20 protein-coding genes are annotated in these 20,459 nt (G+C 64.9%); 6 read left to right on the plus strand and 14 right to left on the minus strand.

All coding sequences use genetic code 11. From position 1 onward, the window contains the following. Nucleotides 1–201 precede the first annotated feature (201 nt). Entirely contained in the window at nt 202–1,632 is a 1,431-nt protein-coding gene (phoH2, locus tag ACZY1F_RS06010) for an RNA 5'-3' helicase PhoH2 (RefSeq protein ID WP_463940818.1), read from the plus strand. 173 nt (nt 1,633–1,805) lie between these two features. Here phoH2 and ACZY1F_RS06015 read toward each other — a convergent pair whose 3' ends face one another. Next, the gene (locus ACZY1F_RS06015) at nt 1,806–2,453 is read right to left on the minus strand and encodes a GNAT family N-acetyltransferase (protein WP_463940820.1); all 648 of its coding nucleotides are present in this window, start codon (nt 2,451–2,453) and stop codon (nt 1,806–1,808) included. A gap of 71 nt (nt 2,454–2,524) precedes the next feature. Further along, nucleotides 2,525–3,319 (minus strand): hypothetical protein, encoded by a 795-nt coding sequence (locus tag ACZY1F_RS06020; RefSeq protein WP_463940822.1) that lies wholly within the window; start codon nt 3,317–3,319, stop codon nt 2,525–2,527. A 59-nt stretch (nt 3,320–3,378) separates the two neighbouring features. Here ACZY1F_RS06020 and ACZY1F_RS06025 point away from each other — a divergent pair, with 59 nt between their 5' ends. After that, entirely contained in the window at nt 3,379–3,936 is a 558-nt protein-coding gene (locus ACZY1F_RS06025; RefSeq protein WP_463940823.1) for a prepilin peptidase, read from the plus strand. 64 nt (nt 3,937–4,000) lie between these two features. Further along, nucleotides 4,001–4,471: an NUDIX hydrolase gene (locus ACZY1F_RS06030; protein ID WP_463940824.1), complete on the plus strand. Its 471-nt coding sequence runs from the start codon at nt 4,001–4,003 to the stop codon at nt 4,469–4,471. A gap of 116 nt (nt 4,472–4,587) precedes the next feature. On the opposite strand, the gene ACZY1F_RS06035 is transcribed toward ACZY1F_RS06030, so the two are convergent. The 5 genes from ACZY1F_RS06035 to ACZY1F_RS06055 all read right to left on the minus strand — a co-directional run bounded on the left by ACZY1F_RS06035 (nt 4,588) and on the right by ACZY1F_RS06055 (nt 9,861). Continuing rightward, the gene (locus ACZY1F_RS06035; protein ID WP_463940825.1) at nt 4,588–6,288 is read right to left on the minus strand and encodes an MDR family MFS transporter; all 1,701 of its coding nucleotides are present in this window, start codon (nt 6,286–6,288) and stop codon (nt 4,588–4,590) included. Further along, nucleotides 6,285–6,944, minus strand: a complete 660-nt coding sequence (locus tag ACZY1F_RS06040) for a TetR/AcrR family transcriptional regulator (RefSeq protein WP_463940827.1) — start codon at nt 6,942–6,944, stop codon at nt 6,285–6,287. Before ACZY1F_RS06040 ends, ACZY1F_RS06035 begins: the two co-directional genes overlap by 4 nt. A gap of 114 nt (nt 6,945–7,058) precedes the next feature. Next, the gene (locus ACZY1F_RS06045) at nt 7,059–8,480 is read right to left on the minus strand and encodes a class II fumarate hydratase (RefSeq protein ID WP_463940828.1); all 1,422 of its coding nucleotides are present in this window, start codon (nt 8,478–8,480) and stop codon (nt 7,059–7,061) included. Between the two features lie 76 nt (nt 8,481–8,556). Then, nucleotides 8,557–9,171 carry a carbonic anhydrase gene (locus tag ACZY1F_RS06050; RefSeq protein WP_463940830.1) on the minus strand — a complete coding sequence of 205 codons (615 nt, stop codon included), beginning with the start codon at nt 9,169–9,171 and terminating at the stop codon, nt 8,557–8,559. Nucleotides 9,172–9,180: 9 nt separating this feature from the next. Then, nucleotides 9,181–9,861 (minus strand): DUF4245 domain-containing protein, encoded by a 681-nt coding sequence (locus ACZY1F_RS06055; protein WP_463941134.1) that lies wholly within the window; start codon nt 9,859–9,861, stop codon nt 9,181–9,183. Between the two features lie 219 nt (nt 9,862–10,080). Here ACZY1F_RS06055 and glpX point away from each other — a divergent pair, with 219 nt between their 5' ends. Beyond that, nucleotides 10,081–11,103: a class II fructose-bisphosphatase gene (glpX, locus tag ACZY1F_RS06060; RefSeq protein ID WP_463941135.1), complete on the plus strand. Its 1,023-nt coding sequence runs from the start codon at nt 10,081–10,083 to the stop codon at nt 11,101–11,103. A gap of 95 nt (nt 11,104–11,198) precedes the next feature. Here the strand turns inward: glpX and ACZY1F_RS06065 are convergent, their stop codons facing one another. The 6 genes from ACZY1F_RS06065 to ACZY1F_RS06090 all read right to left on the minus strand — a co-directional run bounded on the left by ACZY1F_RS06065 (nt 11,199) and on the right by ACZY1F_RS06090 (nt 18,045). After that, on the minus strand, nt 11,199–12,152 hold the full coding sequence (locus ACZY1F_RS06065; RefSeq protein WP_463940832.1) for a putative endonuclease domain-containing protein: 954 nt from the start codon (nt 12,150–12,152) through the stop codon (nt 11,199–11,201). 139 nt (nt 12,153–12,291) lie between these two features. Beyond that, nucleotides 12,292–13,266: a lipid II:glycine glycyltransferase FemX gene (locus tag ACZY1F_RS06070; RefSeq protein ID WP_463940834.1), complete on the minus strand. Its 975-nt coding sequence runs from the start codon at nt 13,264–13,266 to the stop codon at nt 12,292–12,294. Between the two features lie 3 nt (nt 13,267–13,269). Next, nucleotides 13,270–14,520 (minus strand): mannose-6-phosphate isomerase, class I, encoded by a 1,251-nt coding sequence (manA, locus tag ACZY1F_RS06075; RefSeq protein WP_463940835.1) that lies wholly within the window; start codon nt 14,518–14,520, stop codon nt 13,270–13,272. Between the two features lie 84 nt (nt 14,521–14,604). Continuing rightward, on the minus strand, nt 14,605–16,254 hold the full coding sequence (locus tag ACZY1F_RS06080; RefSeq protein WP_463940836.1) for an LCP family protein: 1,650 nt from the start codon (nt 16,252–16,254) through the stop codon (nt 14,605–14,607). 10 nt (nt 16,255–16,264) lie between these two features. Beyond that, nucleotides 16,265–16,852: a 5-(carboxyamino)imidazole ribonucleotide mutase gene (gene purE / locus ACZY1F_RS06085; RefSeq protein WP_463940838.1), complete on the minus strand. Its 588-nt coding sequence runs from the start codon at nt 16,850–16,852 to the stop codon at nt 16,265–16,267. Next, a complete protein-coding gene (locus tag ACZY1F_RS06090) occupies nt 16,849–18,045 on the minus strand; it encodes a 5-(carboxyamino)imidazole ribonucleotide synthase (RefSeq protein WP_463940839.1) in 1,197 nt (398 codons plus the stop codon). The genes purE and ACZY1F_RS06090 overlap by 4 nt, the downstream gene beginning before the upstream one ends. Nucleotides 18,046–18,217: 172 nt before the next feature. On the opposite strand from ACZY1F_RS06090, the gene ACZY1F_RS06095 reads away from it, so the two are divergent. Beyond that, nucleotides 18,218–18,787 carry a GtrA family protein gene (locus ACZY1F_RS06095; protein WP_463940841.1) on the plus strand — a complete coding sequence of 190 codons (570 nt, stop codon included), beginning with the start codon at nt 18,218–18,220 and terminating at the stop codon, nt 18,785–18,787. Nucleotides 18,788–18,796: 9 nt separating this feature from the next. Here the strand turns inward: ACZY1F_RS06095 and ACZY1F_RS06100 are convergent, their stop codons facing one another. Then, the gene (locus tag ACZY1F_RS06100; RefSeq protein ID WP_463940842.1) at nt 18,797–19,495 is read right to left on the minus strand and encodes a TIGR03089 family protein; all 699 of its coding nucleotides are present in this window, start codon (nt 19,493–19,495) and stop codon (nt 18,797–18,799) included. 412 nt (nt 19,496–19,907) lie between these two features. Here ACZY1F_RS06100 and ACZY1F_RS06105 point away from each other — a divergent pair, with 412 nt between their 5' ends. After that, nucleotides 19,908–20,453, plus strand: a complete 546-nt coding sequence (locus ACZY1F_RS06105) for a WhiB family transcriptional regulator (RefSeq protein WP_463941136.1) — start codon at nt 19,908–19,910, stop codon at nt 20,451–20,453. Nucleotides 20,454–20,459: the final 6 nt, after the last annotated feature.

Raw genomic sequence — 20,459 nt, forward strand, 5'->3', positions numbered from 1 at the left:
AGGAATCGCCGACAGATGAAGCCGGAAATTAGTTGCTATGGAATTACGTTGTAGCTATCAGCAGGCAAAACCGCCGGCTGATCGGGGAGGCCAGTACATGGAGCGAAGTTTCGCACCGGTTGTATGGGAGGCCGTGCCCGGCCTCCAGGCCGAGCCGCCTCACCAATAACAATTCCGGGCTTGCCCGGGGCTGGAGTCGATGTGGCTATTTCTGAGCAACTGCCCGAGGCCGTTCTTGACCAGGGACAGAAAGCTACCTCTCGCACCACGCGAGCTACCTCAAACACCGGTGCAGCAGACGAAAACTCTGCGGCCGGTTTTGCTGTCTCCGGAAGGGACGCCACCATCAGCAGCTTCGTCATTGACACCTCCGTCCTGCTCTCGGATCCACGGGCGCTGTTGCGCTTCGCCGAGCACGAGGTCATTGTTCCCATCGTTGTTATCACCGAACTTGAGGGGAAACGGCACGACCCCGAGCTGGGCTACTTTGCACGCAAGGCGCTCCGGCTGCTCGATGACCTCCGGGTGAAACACGGTGGCCTGAGCCGGCCCATACCCATCGGCGATCAGGGCGGCACCCTGCTGGTGGAGCTGAACCACATTTCTGCTGACGTACTTCCCTTGGGATTCCGCAGTGGTGACAACGACAGCCGCATCCTTGCTGTTGCCAAGAACCTGGCCAATGAAGGCCGCAACGTCACGGTGGTTTCGAAGGATCTCCCCATGCGGGTCAAGGCCTCCGCGATGGGACTTACTGCCGACGAATACCGCAACGAGCTCGTGAAGGATTCGGGTTGGACCGGTGTTGCGGAGGTGGAAGCCAGCGACGACGAAATTTCCACCCTGTACGGCCACGAGCCGGTCTTCATCCCCGCAGCCGCGGAAATGCCGGTCAACACCGGGCTGGTGATCCTCTCCAACCGGGGCTCAGCCCTGGGCCGGGTAGGCGCCGACAAGCAGGTGCGGCTGGTCAAGGGGGACCGGGACGTATTCGGGCTCCACGGACGGTCGGCCGAACAGCGGCTCGCCCTCGACATGCTGATGGATCCCGCCGTCGGGATTGTTTCGATCGGCGGACGCGCCGGCACTGGAAAATCCGCGCTGGCCCTGTGCGCCGGCCTGGAAGCGGTGCTGGAACGCCGCGAACACCGGAAGGTGATCGTCTTCCGGCCGCTCTACGCCGTGGGCGGCCAGGAACTCGGCTACCTGCCCGGCTCGGAGTCGGAAAAGATGGGCCCTTGGGCTCAGGCGGTCTTTGACACGCTCGGCGCCCTGGTCAGCCAGGAAGTCGTGGAAGAAGTCATAGACCGTGGCATGCTGGAAGTCATGCCGCTGACCCACATCCGCGGCCGCTCCCTGCACGACGCCTTCGTGATCGTCGACGAGGCCCAGTCGCTTGAGAAGAACGTCCTTCTCACCGTGATGAGCCGCATCGGCCAGAACTCCAAGATCGTCCTTACCCACGACGTCGCCCAGCGTGACAACCTACGCGTCGGCCGGCACGACGGTATCGCCGCCGTCGTTGAAACCCTGAAAGGACACCCGCTCTTCGGCCACATCACCCTGACCCGCTCCGAACGCTCCCCGATCGCAGCCCTGGTAACAGAACTGCTGGAGGGCGCCGAAATCTAGCCTCTCGGTGTGTGAAGGGCCGTGGTCCGGTTCGTCGGACCACGGCCCTTCTCCGTCGCTTAGACACAGCGCAAAGGGGCCCCATCGGTCGCGGGCGACCTCCGGGACCCGATGCGCCGCGATGCGCTCCTACGAGAAGGTCCGGGGCCCGACTTGGTGCTCCTGAGCCTCCCTCAGCCGACGCCGAGGAACTTGGCTGCTGCTTCGTGGCCCTTGACTTGGAGGGTCCAGTCGGGGCGTTTGAAGGTTGCGGGGGTGAGGCGGACTTTTTGGACTTCCACGGCCTTGCCGCCCCAGGAGTGCCTGTAGACGCCGTTGAGTTCGTAGCCGAGTGAGCGGGACACGCCCAGGGAGGCGGCGTTCCAGGCGGCGGCTTCGGACTCGGCCACTTCGGCGCCGAGCCAGTCGAACGCGTAGAGCGCGACGGCGGCGCGCATCTCTGTGCCGAGCCCCTGGCCGTGGAGGGACTGCTTGAGCCATGAGCCGGTGCTGACGGTCTTGAGGGTGGCGAAGTCCTTGGCTCCGATGTCCTGGCAGCCGATGAATTCGTCCTGGTACCAGATGCCCAGGAGCAGGGTCCAGTCCTCGGGCGTAGCCTGGCCGCGGCAGCGCCAGTACCACTGCGCCATGTTGTGCCCCAGAGTTTCCGCCGGCAGCTCTGTCCAAGGGGTGCTGAAGGGGTTCCGGCCGGGTTCGTGGACCCCGCTCGCCGCGGCTGCAACCGCGGCTGGGATGTCCGCGTCAGCGATGGGGCGCAGCACGAGGCGCGGTGTGGTCAGCTCGAGGCCGAAGAGGGGCCAGATGGAAGTCAGCGCGGTCATCAGGGAAGCCTAGCCCAGGGCGGGCCACGGAGCCTGTCAACCGCCGGTGAAGGCCGGAGGAGGAACTGTGATCAGGTCCGGATGTCCCAGCTGATATGGCGGCGTACGTCCGTAAGGTTCATGGACTCGGCCACGAACAGGTCGTCCAGCATGTATTCGTCCACGGCGAGGATCCGGATCCAGTGACCATAATCCGGGGTGGCCGCTTCAAGCGACTGGGTGGCAACGCAGACGCCGGTCTCCAGGTCGATCCGCACGCGGTTGCTGCCGGGCAGGCAGAGCGAAGCGGCAGGATCCGCAGGACGGTAGGACGCCGAAGGCGTCACAATTGCCTCCAGTGCCGGCCGGCCGTCGTGATCCACGCGGCTAACAGCATTGACCTCCACGGCGTTCGTCCCAGGAAACTCGATCGGGACAGGAGCGCTCCCGGCGAGTTCCACGGGATCCAGGGCGGCCGAGAAGCGGCCGTTTCCGAAGCCAGGCTCGCCGTATGCGGCCTCCGGACGGCGCCTGACCAGGCCGCCGTCGTCGTAAACGGGCGCAACCAGGTGGGGCGGCAACAGCCAGGACTTCCGGGTGGCGCTGACGTACAACCCGTCCTTGGAATCGTTGATCCCGGTGGTGCTGTGGAGGACAAGCCGGTCAGCGGTTTCCAGACGAAGCGCACCGGGCCGGCGGAGCCAAGCGCGGACCATCGGTGCGGACGGGTCGGGGACGTCGGAAAACGGTTCATCCCAGTATTCAAAGCGCAGTGACTGCCACTTCCAGGGGGACGACCGGCAAAGGTTCGGGAACATGGTGCTCAGGTCCGCAGCGGCGGCACTGCCCCCCGGATGCGGCCGGCGCCTAGTGTCCCATGTCGACATATCCACAGTTTACGCGTGGGCTCTGCGGTGCGGCGCGCGAATCCAGTAGCATCCGAGAGGTGATCCGACGACTCGATGGACTGTGGGACGCCACCCCGCTGGCGTTCTGGCTGGTGCTGGCTGCATGTGCCTACTTTATTGTGATGGCCGTCCGGCTGACGGTGATCGACGTGCGCCATCATTTGCTGCCGAACCGGATTGTCTTCCCGTCCTACGGCGTGGCCGGGGTCCTGCTGCTCGCGGCGGCCTTGGTGCACGTGATTGCCGGTCCTGCCGCGCTCCTGGGGTCCCCTGACGGGGCTGCCGAGCTCCTGGGAATCCCGGCGCTGCGCATCCTGGCCGGTGGAGCGGCTCTCTGGGCCTTCTACTTCGTCCTGCGAATGGTTTACCCGCCCGGCATGGGCTTTGGCGACGTGAAGCTGGCCGGGGTCCTGGGGATGTACCTGGGCTATCTCGGCTGGGCGCACCTTTTTGCCGGGACCTTCGCCGCTTTCCTGCTGGGGGGCCTGTGGTCGATTGCCTTGCTGGCGGCCCGCCGCGGCACTTTGAAATCCTCCATCCCGTTTGGCCCGTTTATGCTCGCCGGCGCCGCTGCCGCCATGCTGCTGCCTGCCTGACGCGGTCCGTAGTGCCCTGCCAGTTCGCGCGGCCAGTGCCGCAATCGGCCGCTAGGCTGGCAGAATGCCTGCTCCTGATTACGTCCTCAAGCTCCGCGAAAAAATCGGCCATGACCCGCTGTGGGTCCCGGGTGTCCGCGGGGTGGTCCTTGACGACTCCGGCCGTGTTCTCCTGGCCCGTCGCGCCGACAACGGCCACTGGGCACTGATCAGCGGCATGCTCGACCCGGGCGAACCACCAGCCCGGGGACTCGTGCGTGAAATCTTCGAGGAAACCGCGGTGGTGGCGGAGGCAGAACGGGTTGTCTCGGTGGGCACCGTAGGACCGTTCACCTATCCCAACGGCGACGTTTGCGAATTCCTGGATGTGGTGTTCCGTTGCCGGTATGTCTCAGGAACGGCACGCGTCAACGACGACGAGTCGCTGGATGTCGGATGGTTCAGCCTGGACGGCCTCCCTGAGCTGATGCCGGGCCACCTCACCAGCATCCACCGTGCCTTGTCGCCGGAGGGCGCGGCTCACTTCGAGCCGTGACCGGAGCAGCTCTTCGGTGACATACAACAGGGGCGCCGCGACCCCCAAGGTCGCGGCGCCCCTGCAGGCTATGGTTGCGGCGTCCGCCGCTTCGGCTTACAGCCGTACGACGTCGGTCAGCGGCGCTGGGAGGCCAGCTCGCCGTCGTCGTCCTTGAGGCTGTCCGGGGCGCCGGCGACGGCGGGCTCCTTCAGCGTCCCGTCCTTCAGCAGGGCAAGGTGCTCTGCCTCCAGCCGTTCCGCCTGCTCGCCGCCGATGGCCTCGCCCCGGGCCACCATGCCGGCGGTGTCCGAGAGCGGGATCTGCTTCAAGGTGATGGCCAGGATCAGCGCGACGGCGATGAACGGCACCAAGTACCAGAAGACCGGCGCCAGCGAGTCCGCGTAGGCGTTCACGATTGCGTCGCGCAGCTGGTCCGGCAACTGGCTCAGGGCCTGCGGATCCAGGGTGCTCGTGGACTGCGACGCCTGTTCCGCGGATGCTCCGGCGCCGGTGAACGCGTTCGTCAGCGACTCCGAAAGCCGGTTGGTGAAAATCGCGCCGAACACTGCCACGCCCAGGGACGCACCGACTTCGCGGAAGTAGTTGTTGGTGCTGGTTGCCGTGCCGATCTGATCGGCGGGGACAGAATTCTGCACCACCAGGACGATGACCTGCATGATCGATCCCAGTCCTGCGCCGAACACGAACAGCTGGACGCAGATGACCCAGATGGGCGTTTCGGCGGTCAGGGTGGTCAGCCACAGCATCGCCGCGATGGTCAGGGAGGCACCGAGGATGGGGAACATTTTGTACTTGCCGGTTTTAGAGATCCGGATCCCCGAGTAGATGGCCATGCCCATGAGGCCCACCATCATGGGCAGCATCAGAAGCCCGGATTCAGCGGCAGAGGTCCCGGAAGACATCTGCAGGAAGGTGGGGACAAAGGCGATGGCGGCGAACATGCCCAGGCCGAGTGTAAAGCCGATGGCCGTGGCGTTGACGAAGATCCGGTTCTTGAAGAGGCTGAGCGGGATGATGGGATCCTCCGCGCGGCGTTCCACCATCACGAAGGCTGCGGCGGAGATGAGCATTCCGGCGCCGAAGGCCCACGTCAGCGGTGAATCCCAGCCCTCATCCTTCTTGCCGCCGAAGTCGGTGAAGAAGATCAGGCAAGTGGTGGCTGCGGACAGCAGGATCACGCCCAGGATGTCGATCCGCTTCTCGGCCTTCTTGTTCGGCAGCGTCAGCGTGAACCAGGCTGTGACGAACGCGGCGATGCCGATGGGGATGTTGATGTAGAAAGCCCATTCCCAGGTCATGTGGTCCACGAAGAATCCGCCGAGCAGCGGGCCGGCCACGGCGGAGAGGCCGAAGATGGCGCCCAGGGGACCCATGTATTTGCCACGGTCCTTCGCAGGAACGATGTCCGCGATGATGGCTTGCGAGAGGATCATCAGGCCGCCGCCGCCCAGGCCCTGAATGGCTCGGAAAATGACGAAGCCCCAGAAATCGGTGGCCAGGGCGCAGCCCACGGACGCAAGGGTAAACAGGGCGATGGCTACAAGGAACAGGTTCCGGCGGCCCAGGACGTCACCGAACTTGCCGTAGATGGGCATCACGATGGTGGTGGCCAGCAGGTAGGCGGTGGTAATCCAGGCCTGGTGCTCTACGCCGCCGAGCTTACCCACGATGGTGGGCATGGCGGTGGAGACGATGGTCTGGTCGAGGCTGGAGAGCAGCATGCCGGCAATAAGCGCCGAAAAGATGATCCAGATGCGTTTCTGGGTCAGCAGCAGCGGGCCTGCTGCTGCCTTAGGGCCGACGGTAGTGGTCATGATGATCCTTCGGAGGTGGTGGGGAGCTTCTGCGCGAACAGGGATTTGAGGGCCTGGGCGTCTTCGAGGAGTAGTTCGGGGAAACTGCGGATGTTCGAGGCCGAGAAGTAGGTTTCGTGCGCGTGGTGGGCTACAGCGGTGATCGCTGTGACGGCCATGACCACCACAGGGTGATCGGCGGGGACGCCTTCACGTTGGGCGATGAGCTGGCGGGACGCGGCCTCACGTTCGGCGCTGATGCCGACGATCTTTGCCACCAGCTGGGGCTCTTTCTTGATGGCGGCGATGAGCTGGCGGACATCGGTCTCTGACTCCGAGTCCACTTTCGACGCCCAGATGTCCAGGGTGAGCTGGATGAGGTCGGCCAGCAGGGACTCGGAAATGGTTCCTGGTTCTCCGCCGCCGGCCAGGAAGTCGGCCATGAGTTCGCCGGGGTGCTCGTCGTCGTGGTGGCCGAGGATGGCGTCTTCCTTGGTGGGGAAGTAGTTGAAGAACGTGCGGCGGGAGATTCCCACCTCTTCGCAGACCTCTTCCACCGTGAAGCCGTTGAGTCCTTTGGCTGCGGTCAACGAGCGCGCGGCGGCGGTGACGGCCTGGCGCGTCTGCTGGCGCTTGCGTTCCCGGAGGCCGCCGTCGATGTTTGCACTATTATCCACAAAGTAAAGTTTTGCACTAAATCATCAGGAGTGCAAAAAGAATGCAGGCCCACGAACGACGGCGGCCGGCGCCTTCCGTGGGGAAGGTGCCGGCCGCCGTCGTGCTTTACGTAATTAGGCCTTGTGCGGCGGACGTGTCATGGACATAACGTCCAGGGCAGTATCGAGCTGCTCTTCGGTGACCTCGCCGCGCTCCAGGAAGCCCATGGCGACGACGGTCTCACGGATAGTGAGCCCCTCGGCCACGGCCTTCTTGGCGATCTTCGCCGCGTTTTCGTAGCCGATGTACTTGTTCAGCGGCGTCACGATCGAAGGGGAGGCCTCGGCCAGGAAGCGGGCGCGCTCCACGTTCGCGGTGATGCCGTCGATCATCTTGTCCGCCATGACCCGGCTGGTGTTTGCCAGCAGGCGGATGGACTCAAGCAGGTTGGCGGCCATCACGGGGATGCCGACGTTGAGCTCGAAGGCGCCGTTGGTGCCGGACCAGGCGATGGCGGTGTCGTTGCCGATGACCTGGGCGCAGACCATGATGGATGCCTCGCAGATGACGGGGTTGACCTTGCCCGGCATGATCGAGGAGCCCGGCTGGAGGTCCGGGATGGCGATTTCGCCGAGGCCGGTGTTGGGGCCGGAGCCCATCCAGCGGAGGTCATTGTTGATCTTCATGAAGGAGATCGCGATGTTGCGCAGCTGGCTGGAGCCTTCGATGAGGCCGTCGCGGTTGGCCTGGGCTTCGAAGTGGTCGCGGGCTTCGGTCAGCGGAAGGCCGGTGTCCGTGGCGAGCAGTTCGATGACGCGCTCCGGGAAGCCTGCCGGGGTGTTGATACCCGTACCCACCGCGGTGCCGCCAAGCGGAACTTCGGCAACACGGGGGAGTGCTGCGTTGATGCGCTCGATGCCGTAACGGACCTGGGCTGCGTAGCCGCCGAACTCCTGGCCGAGCGTCACCGGGGTGGCGTCCATGAGGTGCGTGCGGCCGGACTTGACGACGTCCTTGAACTCCACGGCCTTGCGCTCCAGCGACTCGGCCAGGTAGCCGAGCGCCGGGATGAGGTCGTTGATCAGGGCCGAAGAGGCGGCAACGTGGACCGAGGTGGGGAAGACGTCGTTGGAGGACTGCGAGGCGTTGACGTGGTCGTTCGGGTGGACAATTTTGTCACTGCCGGCGGCCTTTAGAGCGCGGGTGGCGAGCTCGGCCAGGACCTCGTTCATGTTCATGTTCGAGGACGTGCCGGAGCCGGTCTGGAAAACGTCGATGGGGAAGTCGCCGTCGTACTTGCCGGCAGCTACCTCATCGGCGGCCGCAGCGATCGCCTTGGCCAGCTCGCCGTCGAGCACCCCAAGTTCTGCGTTGGCCTGGGCGGCCGCCTTCTTTACCCGGGCGAGCGCCTCGATGTGCGCGCGCTCCAGGGTCTTGCCGGAGATGGGGAAGTTTTCAACTGCACGCTGCGTCTGTGCACGGTACAGGGCGTTCACGGGGACGCGGACTTCGCCCATCGTGTCGTGTTCAATGCGGAATTCTTCAGTGGAAGTCATGGGGCTAGCTTAGGGCGATTCGGGGCCCGGACTAAAACCGTGAACCGCATGCTACGGGCATCGAATCCGGCCGGACCTAGACGTCGCCGATCCCGGAAACCACGTTCGCCCGGCCCTCGGCGAGGCTGTAGGAGAGGCCGATCACCGCGGCGCGGCCGTTCTCGATTGCGGCGGAAATCACACGGGAGCTGTCCACCAGGCGCTGGGACGTCTGCTTGACGTGCTCCACCACCATGTCGTTCACCTCGTGCTCGCCGTTCCGCATGGACGTCAGTACCGAGGGCGTGATGCGCTCCACCAGGTCTCGAATAAAGCCCACCGGCATGTTGCCGGTGTCCACTGCGGACTTGGTGGCACTGACGGCTCCGCAGCTGTCATGCCCCAGCACCACGAGCAGCGGAACCCCCAACACACTGATGCTGTACTCCAGGGAGCCCAATACGGCGTCGTCAATCACTTGGCCGGCGGTGCGCACCACAAAGGCGTCCCCCAGGCCCAGGTCGAAGATAATCTCCGCCGCGAGCCGGGAGTCCGAGCAGCCGAAGATCACGGCAAACGGGTGCTGGTTCTCCACCAGCGAAGACCGGCGGGACGCGTCCTGGTTCGGGTGCGACGATTCGCCGGCAACAAAACGTTCGTTGCCTTCGCGCATGCGGCGCCAGGCAAGGGCAGGGGTGAGATAGGTAGCCACGGGATTACTTTACGGGGCTGTGCTGGGTGACTGTGAAACTGTGACGGCCGGGTTGGCATCCATGGACTGCACGACGGCGGTGGCGAGTTCGGCGAATTCGTCCAGCTGTGCGCTTCCCGTCAGGACAACGGTGGTTCCGCGGTAATTCAGCACCATGCTCTTCTCGCCTTTGCCGGTGTCACGCAGCTCCCACTCCTGTCCGCCGGCCGCGCGCGTTCCCGTCACGGGAGCGCTCTTGGTCTGCTGGACGAGCCAGGTGGGGTTGGACTGGCTGGTCTGGACCAGGCCGATGAAGGAATCCTTCGGGGTCAGGTAGCCAACTTCCCAGGTGGGAACGCCGCTGCCGCTGCCGGACTCCCATCGTGCGTAGTTGGAGGTAAACGACTTGCCGGTGTCCGGTGTCACCGGTGTGAATCCCGCCACATCCGTGGCGTTCCGGGCCACGGCACTGACATCGATGTCCGGGCGGAATCCCTCGCTCTTGGGGAGGGGATTCATCAGGATCACGGGCAGGAAGGCGGCGATGCTGACCACCAAGGCAACGATCATGCCGATCACGGAGGCATTGGCGCGTTTTGCCGCTGCGGCCGGGATCACTGGGCGGACGGGGGCTGGTTCGGCCGTCCCTGCGCCGTCGCCTTCAGCTCCGGAGTCGGAGGGGTCGGGCCCGGGACTGGTCTTTTCCTGCATTTCACTCACCCCTCTATAGTCGCCCATGTTCAGGCGCAACTCACAGCCGGAGGATTGCCCGAGACGGAAGGCCCATGTTGCAGGGCTGCGTCATGCCACGCTTCTTAGGCGCCGCCACGACTATGATCAGTACCAGAGGAATCACCGCACCGGCTGAATCCGGCCGCGCGGGTCCAATGATCGCCACTCGAAGAAGAGGTTCACGTGTCACCAGCGCCTATGACCCAGCAGTACTCCACGATTTCCCCCTCCCTGGCCGTGGGCATCGACGAGCCAGACCGCAACCTCGCCCTTGAGCTTGTCCGCGTCACCGAAGCTGCGGCCATCGCCGGCGGCCACTGGGTTGGTTTCGGCGACAAGAACAAAGCCGACGGCGCGGCCGTTGACGCCATGCGCTCCTTCCTTCACTCGGTCCACTTCAACGGCGTTGTGGTCATCGGCGAAGGCGAAAAAGACGAAGCCCCGATGCTGTTCAACGGCGAGCACGTTGGCGACGGCACCGGTCCTGAGTGCGACGTTGCTGTTGACCCGATCGACGGCACGCGCCTGACCGCCCTTGGCATCAACAACGCCCTGGCAGTCCTCGCCGTGGCTGAGCGCGGCTCCATGTTCGATCCGTCCGCCGTGTTCTACATGGAGAAGCTCGTTACGGGCCCGGAAGCCGCCGACATGGTGGACCTCCGCCTGCCGGTCAAGCAGAACCTGCACCTGATCGCCAAGGCAAAGGGCGTGAAAGTCAACCAGCTCAACGTCATGATCCTTGACCGCGACCGCCACCGCCCCCTGGTCGAAGAGATCCGCGAAGCCGGTGCGCGCACCAAGTTCATCATGGACGGCGACGTTGCCGGCGCGATTGCCGCAGCCCGCTCCGGCACCGGCGTCGACGCCCTCATGGGCATCGGCGGCACGCCGGAAGGCATCGTTGCAGCCTGCGCCATCAAGTCGCTCGGCGGCGTCATCCAGGGCCGGCTGTGGCCCACCAGCGACGACGAGAAGCAGAAGGCGATCGACGCCGGCCACGACCTGGACCGCGTGCTGTCCACCAATGACCTCGTGTCCAGCGACAACTGCTACTTCGCCGCTACCGGTATCACCGACGGCGACCTCCTCAAGGGCGTCCGCTACTCCAAGGACAAGGTCCTCACCCAGTCCATCGTGATGCGTTCCAAGTCCGGCACCATCCGCTTTGTTGACGGCGAGCACCAGGCCAGCAAGTGGGAAGGCTACGCCCGCAAGAACTAGGTTCGCCCCGGCGCCCCCTCGGGGACGCGCGAACGTACAGTTGAGGCCCCGATTCGAGTGGAATCGGGGCCTCAACTGTACGTTCGCGCAAGGGATCACGCCCTGCTGCCGGACTGGCCCTCAGACTGGACGCCCGGCCGCCTCAGTGTTGCCCTGATCTTTTCCAGCAGAAAGGGCTTGTCGCCCTCGAGGTCGTCCTTGAAGACCCTGATTTCATTCCAGCCGAGGCGCTCGGTCGTTGCGCGTCGGGCAGCGTCAAGCCGGGCCTGCCGGGGGTCGGAGTGATGGAAGCCGTCATATTGCAGGGAGATTCTTTGGGTCGGGTAGGCGGCGTCGGGCCAAACGGCTGGCTGACCCCAGCTGTTGCGAATCACACGGTTAAGGACCGGCTCGCCAAGGCTGGTCCGGGACAGGGCCAAACGCATCTTTGTTTCCTGCGGCGAATCGGCCCCGACGCGTATCTCGTCGATGGCCAGCCGTGCGGTCTTCATGCCCCGCATGCCTGGATGGGAGGCAATCATCCGCCGCAGATCGCCGATGCTGGCCAGAGGCTCCTTCGGCCGGGGGAAGTCAGGCCCGTGTGCCACGACAACTGAGTCTCCCGCGGCGATCAATTCATCGACGGTCAAGAGGCTCGCGAGATCCAACCACGTCCGCGCAGGCGAGGTGACGCGGACGCCGTCGTACATCACAACTTCACCCGGCTGGAACGTCAACCGGTGGCCAACCACGTTCCTGCGCCTGGGTTTTCCGTCTGACCGGCCGCGGGCGATGTGGATCCGCCAGTCCTCCTCAAGCCAAGGCGGAAGCCCGAGTGCCCATATCCTCGCTCCTGAGTGATGCGTCAGGGCCGACGAGTTGTCCAGCGCCGTGTACGCACGAAGGTTCGCGGGCGCGGCCGAATTCCCATGCAGAGGTATGCGGATGCCGTGGGATGGAATGCTGACGTCGGGTTGCCGCTGCCGTTTGCGCGAAACGCCAGAGCCGGCCGCGATGGCCGGGGTGAAGGAACCTGCCAGCAGCTCGTCAGGGAGCGGTGAGAGAGCCATGCTTCAGTGTGCAGGAAACGCGAGGGGCCGAGGCTGTTATCCACAGGCCAGCGTCACACCTCCGCGCGAACGTACAGTTGAGGCCCTAAGTCGGAGCTTTTTGGGGCCCCAAGTGTACGTTCGCGCCAGGGGGGAGGGCTTAAGTGTTCGTTCGCGCAGGCGTTGAGGCGGGGGAGCGGAGGGCGCGGAGCTTGTCGCGCAGCTTGCGGGCCAGCTGGTACGCGTTGTACCGGAGCTTTTGCACCGGGAGGTCCCAGGTGCCGGGGTACGCCACCTCATGGCCGCCAAAGGACTTCTTGAACGCGGTGAATCCCGCCCATTTGTGGTTGGGCTGGTCCGCGGGCGCAACGCCCCACAGGTCCACGTGTTTCAGGCCCCGGTCCTTGGCGTCCGCCATCAGGGTCACCAGGAGCGGTATGCCAGCGCTGAGCTTGCGGTGCGTGTCATCCAGGGCTGCATGGGCATACGTCCGGGTGTCCGCGGAATCGTAGGCAAAGGCCGCAGCGATCGGGCCGCCGTGCAGTTCGGCGATGAACAGCGTCGCAGCGCCCACGGGCATCAGGGAGGCCGCCACCTGGGTCAGGTACTCGTCGCTCTGCGGCTTGAATCCGTTCCGCCGGGCTGTCATGTGCAGGAAATTCAGCAGGATCCTGATGTCGTCCGGCTCCTGTGACGTCCGGAAGGTGACGCCCTTCTTGTGGATGTTCCGGTAAAGGTTCCGGTTCACGGGCTTCATCGCGGCCAGGACATCCTTGAAGTCGCCTTCGAGGTCAACGATCCAGCTGAGTTCAGGCTGCTGGTTCACGGGTGCCGGCCGCAGGCCGCGCCGGCTTAGCTCCGCGCCGGCCGGCATCTCGAGTCCGGCGGACACCGGCTCAACCCGGACAAACACGGCCCCGCACGACCGGGCTGTTGCCACCAGGGCGGCCAGGGCGGCGTCGAACGCCTCCGCGGTGGATGCCACCGGTCCATAGGGGGCGTACAGGACCTTGCCAGCCGGGTTCTTCTCCTCTACCGCCAGGAAGCTCCAGCCTGGGCCGGACTGCTGATGGACGGTGCGGCCCAGCGACGACTGGAAATCCGCCCAGGCGGGCGTCTGCAGGAAGAATTCCACGGCTCAGGCCTTCAGCGACGTGGTCACGGCGAACGCAATGGCCGGAGATTTGGCCCCGGCCACCGGGTGGACATTGACCGGTACTTCCGCGGCGGGCAGGAAGGCGCTGCCGCCGCGCGCCAGCTGCAGGTCGCCCTTGGGCGAATCGAGATACACCGATCCGGCAACAACAATTACGACGACGGCTCCCGACTGTGCCAGCGGGACCGGCTCTGCACCGGGTGCCAGCTCGATCCGCTGAAGCTGGAACTCCCGGAAGGGCGGCTGATAGAGCTCCTGGCCAAGGCCGGAGAATTCCGGCGTGAGCCTGGGGATGGCCACCGACTGGAATTCCACGGTCCGCAGCAGCTCGGGCACGTCCACGTACTTCGGCGTCAGCCCGCCACGGAGCACGTTGTCCGAGGACGCCATGACTTCGACACCCATGCCGTGCAGGTAAGCATGCACTTTGCCCGCGGGGAGATAGACGGCCTCACCCGGGGCCAGCGAAAGCCTGTTCAGCAGCAGCGAAATCAGTACCCCCGGATCGCCCGGGTACTTCTCGTTGAGGCTGATGACCGTGGACAATTCCGCCTGGTACGGAGCCAGCGGAGCACCAGAGACCAGGGCGGCCGCCACCGACGCTGTGGTGTGCGAGACGTCTTCGCCGCCCATGATCAGCCGTTCGAAGGCACTCCTGAGGCCGGCATCCTCATCCGGGTTTTCCAAGGCGTCGAGCAGCTCCACCAGCAGGGGCGGGATCCCGGTTTCCACGCGGTCGAAGCAGGCGGCCAGGTGGAGCAGGATCTTCCGGGTCTCAGCCGGCGCCCGGAACCCGCACAACGCTTCGAACGGCGTCAGCGCAAAGATCATTTCGGGCTTGTGGTTGTCATCGCGGTAGTTGCGATGGTCGGCATCGGGCGCAATGCCTTCGGCATTCTCCCGGGCGAATCCTACTTTGGCCTGTTCAAAGCTTGGATGGACCTGGAGCGACAACGGCTGGGCGGCAGCAAGGATCTTGGTCAGGAACGGGAGCCGCGGGCCAAACTCGGCCACAGATTCGCTGCCCAGGAAATGTTCTGGATCTTCGCTAATCAAGGCATCCAGCGCTGCCATGGAGCCGTCCGCCCGGCGGGCCATGGAAGGGGCACCGGGATGGGCTCCGATCCAGAGTTCGGCTTCCGGCCGGCCGGACTCCGGGCGTCCTAGCAGCCCTGCGATGGCGGTGGTGGATCCCCAGGCGTAGTCGCGGAGGACGTTCTCAATTTCGTACACAGCCGGTGTCCATTCTTGGTCTTCAGGTCTACGTGTTCTTGCAGTCAGGGTGCTGCCGCCGGGACTCCGGTGAAGGCGCAGGGCCTAAAGTGGCGCGCACTGGCCGTTGGTGGCCACCAGTTCACGCAGGGCCTGTTCGTTGCCTTCGCTCTTGAGCTGGTTCAGCATCGCCTCGGTGATCGGCTCGCCGTCGGGTGTTGTGGTTACCGGGGTGAAGTCCGACGACGGCGGGGCAGTCTGCGCGGGGGTTCCACCGGCTGCCGGGAACGCAGCCATGGGCACCTGCGCGGACGCCTGCAGACGTCCGCCGGCCGTTGCGGGCTCCACAAGGCCGTCGACGGGCGCGGCGGCCTTGGGTCCCGAGGCTGAGGCCAGCAGCTGGTCCACCTTGTTGTGAATGATGTCAAAGTCGGGGACGGTGGAGAAGGACGCGTCAAAATCCGGCGGCCCGATGGTCAGCCGTTTGACCTCCTGGCCCTTCGCCTTCATGGCGAGATCCACGAAACTGCCCAGCTGGGAGGAGGAGATGTTTGAGTCAACAACCTTGGTTCCCGCATTGGCGATGTCCTCAAACTTCGAGAGGAGGGTTGCCGGGTCCAGTTGTTTGAGCATGGCCTGCTGGACGCACTGCTGCCGCTGGATCCGGGCGTAGTCGTCGACGAATTCGCGGGAGCGTCCGTACCAGAGCGCGTGATAGCCATCGAGGTGCTGGTCGCCGGCCGGGATCCAGCCGAGCGGCATGCCGTGGATGCCGTTGGCTTCGTCGATCATTTCCCCGCTCATGGGCACCCACCCGCCGGCCTTGATCCGGATTCCACCCATGGCGTCGATCAGTTTGGCGAAGCCGTCCATGTCCACCAGCACGTAGGCCTGGACGGTGATGCCGAGGGTTCCCGACACCGCCTCCAGTGTCGCCTGCGCGCCGGGGTCCGCGACGCCTGGGTACAGGTCAGCGTGCTCGTTCGTCACTTCGGTGTTGATGGCGTTGATGAGGCACGCGTCGCCGCAGTCGTAGCCGTCCGGGTAGATCTTGCGCATGGGCGAGCCTTCGCTGAACTGGGCGTTCTGCAGGTTGCGCGGCACTGAGATGATGGCAGTCTGGCCGGTCTTGGCGTCCACGCTGAGCACGGAGAGGCTGTCCGGGCGTCTGCCTGTTCGGTCGTCGCCCGCGTCACCGCCCATCATCAGGAAGTTGTAGCGGCCATCCACAGGATCGATGGTTGGTCCCCCCGCGAAGATGCTGCCGATGGCGTTGCGGCCCACGTTCAGCAGGTACGCGGCATACCCAAGGGTGCCGCTGCTCAGGACCAGGGCAAGGACCAGGGCGATTCCGACGGCGGGACGCGCCGCCGGTGCCAGCAGGACGGGGCGGATCAGCCGGAGTGTGTTGATGAACAGGAACGCCCATCCGAGCGCTAGTGCCGCCAGGACCAGGATGATCACCAGCGAGGCAAACTGGTTGGTGAGGATGTTGATCACGAGCGACCGGTTCACTGCCAGCATCAGCAGGGTGACCGCCAGCAAAGCCCAGGCGCTGAGGGTGACGCGCAGGGCAATGCGGCCGAGCTTGCGGTCGCCGGCCACAATTTGGGCGCTGCCGGGCACCAGGAGAGTCATCAGGACCAGGGCAAAGCCCCGTTTGGTCCGGACTGGCACGGAGGCGCTGGACGGATACCGGACGGGATCAGTCATGACTGCGCCGGTTGCTGGCTGCTGCGGTTCGCTTCTGGACATGTCGGGTTCCTTAACGGCTGCCCCGGAGAACACCATTGCCGTCGGCGAAAACTTCGCTGACTTTCTGCCTGAGGTTGGCTCCCTTGCGGGTGGCGACGTCGTTGAGTTCCTGGGCGAAGTCCACGAGGCCGGCGCGGAGCGAGGCTGCCAGCTCATCCGTTCCCGACGCGAGGATCCGGACCGCGAGCAGGCCTGCGTTCCGGGCACCGGCAATGGACACGGTGGCTACGGGGACGCCGGCCGGCATTTGCACGATGGAGAGCAGGGAATCCATACCGTCCAGCGTCTTCAGCGGGACCGGGACGCCGATGACGGGCAGGGGCGTCACGCTTGCCAGCATGCCGGGAAGGTGGGCGGCTCCGCCAGCGCCGGCGATAATGACCCGCAGCCCGCGCTCGTGGGCGGTCTGGCCGTACCGGATCATTTCGGTGGGCATCCGGTGAGCGGAGACCACATCGGCTTCGAAGGGGATGCCGAACTCAGCCAGTGCATCCGCGGCGGCTTCCATGACCGGCCAATCCGAGTCTGAGCCCATGACCAGCCCAACGATGGGACGGGGCCCGGTGCCGGCGCTGCCGGTGGTGGTTTCGGTGGTCATGCGTTCTCCTCGGAAATCCGTACTGAATCTTCGGTGGGAACCCGGCCGTCGCGGATAATGGCCGCCACCCGGGTTGCGCGTTGCCGGACCGAGTCCACATCATCCGTGGAGGTCCCGACCAGGTTGACATGGCCAATCTTGCGTCCCGGACGCACTGACTTGCCGTAGCAGTGGACCTTGGCGGCCGGCTCGCTGGCAAGGGCGGCAGGGTAGGCGGAAAACAGGTCCTGGTTGTCGCCACCGAGGAAATTCTTCATGACCACTACCGGACCAAGAATGTCGGTGGCACCCAGCGGCAGGTCCAGGACCGCCCGCAGATGCTGCTCAAACTGGCTGGTGACGGAACCGTCCTGGGTCCAGTGGCCGGTGTTGTGGGGCCGCATGGCGAGCTCGTTGATCAGGAAGCCGACGCCTGAACCCGGCGTTTCAAAGAGTTCCGCCGCCATCACTCCGGTGACGCCCAGTTCCGAGGCGACGCGCAACGCCGCGTCTTCCGCGGCCGCGGCCACCTCGAGGGGGATATCCAGGGCAGGGGCAATGACTTCGTCGCAGACGCCATCCACCTGGATGGTGTGCACCACCGGCCACGCCCTCGCTTCGCCGCCCGGTGTCCGGGCCACCAGTGCGGACAATTCGCGGCTGAACTCAACCTTGGCTTCGGCGAGGAGCGGGCTCATGGCCTCGAACCACGGAGCAGCCTCGCCTGCGGCCTCGGCGGAGTCGATGATCCGAACGCCCTTGCCGTCGTAGCCGCCGCGGGGCATCTTGAGGACAACGGGCCAACCGGTTTCGTCGCCGAAGGCCACGAGCGCGGCTACGTCAGCCACGGCAGCCCAAACGGGATTTGGGAGCCCCAGGCTGTCGATGGCAGCCCTCATCACCAGTTTGTCCTGGGCATTGACGAGGGCGTCCGGACCGGGCTGGACATTCACGCCGGCGGCCAGAAGCGCCCGGAGGTGGTCCGTGGGGACGTGTTCGTGATCGAACGTCATAACATCCAGGCCGTCCGCGAAGTCGAGGAGCGTCTGGAGGTCCTTGTAGTCACCCACCGGTGAAGTGGACACGGCAGATACGGCTGAAACGTCCTCCGCCTCAGCCAATACACGGAGTTCAAAGCCGAGGGCGGTAGCGGCCGGGGCCATCATGCGCGCGAGTTGGCCGCCGCCAACCACGCCGATTACTGGAAAAGTCACATGTGCCAGCCTACAGAAAAGCTCACCGGATCCGGGCTTTGGGACGCCGAGGGGGCCGCTTTTCGGGTATTTCCGTCACCACTCTGCACTCCGCGGGGGCTGGTTCACCGTTTTCGGGTCTAAAATAGACCTCTGGCCGTGTGGCCCATTGTACGGACGGCCATGGAGGGTCATGTTTAGCGCACTTGCAGATCGTATCCGGGGGCTCGCCTCGCTATTTTGGCGTGAAGTGGCCAAGTTCGGAGCCGTGGGCGGTGTGGCCTTCGTCATTGACTCGGCAATCTTCATCTGGCTGTTCACCGGTCCGATGCATGGCAGCGAGGTGTGGGCCAAGGCCGTGGCAACCATCGTGGCCAGCATCTTCTCGTGGGTTGCCAACCGCTTCTGGACGTTCCGCCACCGCAAGCAGGCCAATGTGGCCCGCGAGGCCGTGCTGTTCGCCATTATGAACCTGGTGGGACTCCTGATCGCCTCAGGCTGCGTCTGGTTCGCGAAGTACATCCTGGACCTGAACGACAAACCCTCGCTCTTTATTGCCGGCAGCGTGGTGGGTCTGGTTCTGGGCACCATCTTCCGCTTCTTCGCTTACCGGTTCTGGGTCTTCAACGAAGAACTGGACCAGGAGCCGGAGTTCTCACACGACCACGAGCTCATCGAGCGGCACCATCAGGAGAAGGCCGCCGCCGCCCTACTGGGGGAGCAGCCGGGCGGGGACTCACCGGAAGGCCGCCGGCAGCCCTGACGCAGGCGGCTATTTGCCGTGGATGCGTTCCGCAGCCAGCAGCTTGTCCGTAAGTTCCACATCGGGGTGCGCCAGCACCACGGAACCTCCGCTGTGCCACGCGCCGAGCGCGTCCGCCAGCGCCGGCTCCAGCCCTTCAGAGGCTGGCACCAGAAGCCTGACGCCTTCCTCATGGGACGCGGCAAAACCAGTGATCAGGCTTTCATGGATGTGCTGCTGGCCTGCTCGTGCCCTAATGGCGCAGGCGGTGGCCGACGGGTCCGTGTGCGCCATAAAGACGTCACCGTGGGAGCGCACCTCGGCGGCGTAGTCGAGGACTCCGGCCGGCAACTCACCCGGCCACCGCATCGCCAGCGCCGGAAGCGCAACGGCAATGACGGCGTCGTACTTTCCCTCAACACTTCCTGGCCGGTCGGTGACGAGGAGCGCCGCCTCCCCGCCGTCGAGCACTGTTTCCATGCCCAGCTGCCAGGCGGCCAGCGCCCAGATCATTGACTTCCAGTGGGCTGGCAAATCCAGGTTCAGACGCATGCCGGGCTCGGCGTCGAGTTCGTCCTGCAGCAGATTGCTGGTTTTGGCCACCCAGTTGTCCAGCACGCGGCCGGAGAGTTCCACACGTTCGGAGTCCGGTCCATACCAGGTCAGGCGGGGCGAGGTGGCGTGGCCGGAACGCAGGGTGGTCATCAGATCTATCGCCGGGATGCTCATGGCTTTATCTTGTCACGGACGCCGTGTGGCGGCCTTGACGAGGGTGCCCCACGCGGAGTCCCTCCAGGGCGCAGGAGGGTCCAGCAGCGCTGTGATGTTACTCACAAGAGTTTGTCAGGTTATTTGTCTTATCCGGGCTGCGCCTGTATTTTTGGCCGGTATTCAGCGGAAATGGGACCATTTTGGCTGCGGAAGTGGGCCGTCAGGCATCCGGAGTGCCGAACCTTTGGAAAACTCCCGGGCGTGGCGTGCCAGCGATTGGCCCGGAAAGTTGATTATTATCCCGGCCACGGCTTGACTCCCCACTAGTTACACACGTGTAATTAGATATCGAAAGTCGCTGCATAAATTCAGGCACACAACCGAGTGTCCAAGGATCCAAGCAGTGACTGCAACTTTCAGGAGGGTCGCCGTGGGGCAAGCAGAGCGTATCCATGAAGATGCCGTCGTCGCCGGCCAGGCAACGGCTAAATACCGCGCACGTGGGGTGCCGAGCGACTGGTATGTGGATCCTGCCGATCCTGACGCCGCGGACCGCTACAACCGCAACACCAAAGACTCCCTCCAGGATCAGGCCACGGCCTTCCTGGCGGCGCACGAAGCGCTCCTTGACGGCGGACATGACCAGGACGATGACGACCTGGATCCGCCCATGGAACTGCGCAGCCCGGCACAGGGGACAATCACCCAGCCGGTGTGGATCGGACTGCCATTCCGGCAGGACTTCGACGACGAAGGCGAACTTGGCTGGCAGACTGATGCATTGTGCGCGCAGACGGATCCGGAGGCCTTCTTCCCGGAGAAGGGCGGATCCACGCGCGACGCCAAGAAGGTCTGCGGGGCATGCAATGTCCGGTCACAGTGCCTGGAATACGCGCTGGCAAACGACGAACGGTTTGGCATTTGGGGTGGCCTTTCCGAGCGTGAGCGCCGGCGGCTAAGGAAGCGAGCAATCTAATTCTTC

This window comes from Pseudarthrobacter xylosi (genome assembly GCF_055412765.1).

Bases quoted from the DNA above. Each gene is read 5' to 3' on its own strand.
- ACZY1F_RS06015 (WP_463940820.1), bottom strand. From the start codon at position 2,453: ATGACCGCGCTGACTTCCATCTGGCCCCTCTTCGGCCTCGAGCTGACC.
- ACZY1F_RS06020 (WP_463940822.1), bottom strand. From the start codon at position 3,319: ATGTCGACATGGGACACTAGGCGCCGGCCGCATCCGGGGGGCAGTGCC.
- ACZY1F_RS06030 (WP_463940824.1), top strand. From the start codon at position 4,001: ATGCCTGCTCCTGATTACGTCCTCAAGCTCCGCGAAAAAATCGGCCAT.
- ACZY1F_RS06035 (WP_463940825.1), bottom strand. From the start codon at position 6,288: ATGACCACTACCGTCGGCCCTAAGGCAGCAGCAGGCCCGCTGCTGCTG.
- ACZY1F_RS06045 (WP_463940828.1), bottom strand. From the start codon at position 8,480: ATGACTTCCACTGAAGAATTCCGCATTGAACACGACACGATGGGCGAA.
- ACZY1F_RS06055 (WP_463941134.1), bottom strand. From the start codon at position 9,861: ATGCAGGAAAAGACCAGTCCCGGGCCCGACCCCTCCGACTCCGGAGCT.
- glpX (WP_463941135.1), top strand. From the start codon at position 10,081: ATGACCCAGCAGTACTCCACGATTTCCCCCTCCCTGGCCGTGGGCATC.
- ACZY1F_RS06065 (WP_463940832.1), bottom strand. From the start codon at position 12,152: ATGGCTCTCTCACCGCTCCCTGACGAGCTGCTGGCAGGTTCCTTCACC.
- ACZY1F_RS06080 (WP_463940836.1), bottom strand. From the start codon at position 16,254: ATGTCCAGAAGCGAACCGCAGCAGCCAGCAACCGGCGCAGTCATGACT.
- purE (WP_463940838.1), bottom strand. From the start codon at position 16,852: ATGACCACCGAAACCACCACCGGCAGCGCCGGCACCGGGCCCCGTCCC.
- ACZY1F_RS06095 (WP_463940841.1), top strand. From the start codon at position 18,218: ATGTTTAGCGCACTTGCAGATCGTATCCGGGGGCTCGCCTCGCTATTT.
- ACZY1F_RS06100 (WP_463940842.1), bottom strand. From the start codon at position 19,495: ATGAGCATCCCGGCGATAGATCTGATGACCACCCTGCGTTCCGGCCAC.